The sequence below is a fragment of the Anoxynatronum sibiricum genome (assembly GCF_039414295.1).
In the GTDB taxonomy this organism is placed as follows: Bacteria; Bacillota; Clostridia; order Peptostreptococcales; family Tindalliaceae; genus Anoxynatronum; species Anoxynatronum sibiricum.
Genome location: NZ_JBCITM010000079.1, coordinates 1 through 290, shown reverse-complemented (window position 1 = coordinate 290; position 290 = coordinate 1). Strand labels below are relative to the sequence as shown.

The 290-nt window shown below is 54.5% G+C and carries 1 protein-coding gene; it reads left to right on the top strand.

From position 1 onward, the window contains the following. Positions 1-22: 22 nt before the first annotated feature. Positions 23-290: hypothetical protein (locus AAIG11_RS18040; RefSeq protein ID WP_343187564.1), on the top strand; the 268-nt coding region annotated here is incomplete at its 3' end.

Here is a 290-nt window from a genome sequence, read left to right as displayed (position 1 = left end):
GCAGGTGGGCGTTCGGGGTAGAATGCCAGGCTCTACTCAATGGGTTGACCATATCCGGGATCACCAGGTTTCCTCTGCATCCATTACCTCTGTTCAGGTGTCTGTTGATCAGGGCTCTTCTTCAACTGTTAACCAAGCCATTACTTTAAGGGCTTCCAGCAATCCTCCAGGGGCTGAGTTTGAGTTCTGGGTTCGTCCCCCTGGTCAAAGTTGGCGTGTTGTCCGGGCTTATGGCCCCTCCAGCTTTTTCTCTTACACGCCTTCTGTTACCGGCTCCTGGCAGGTGGGCG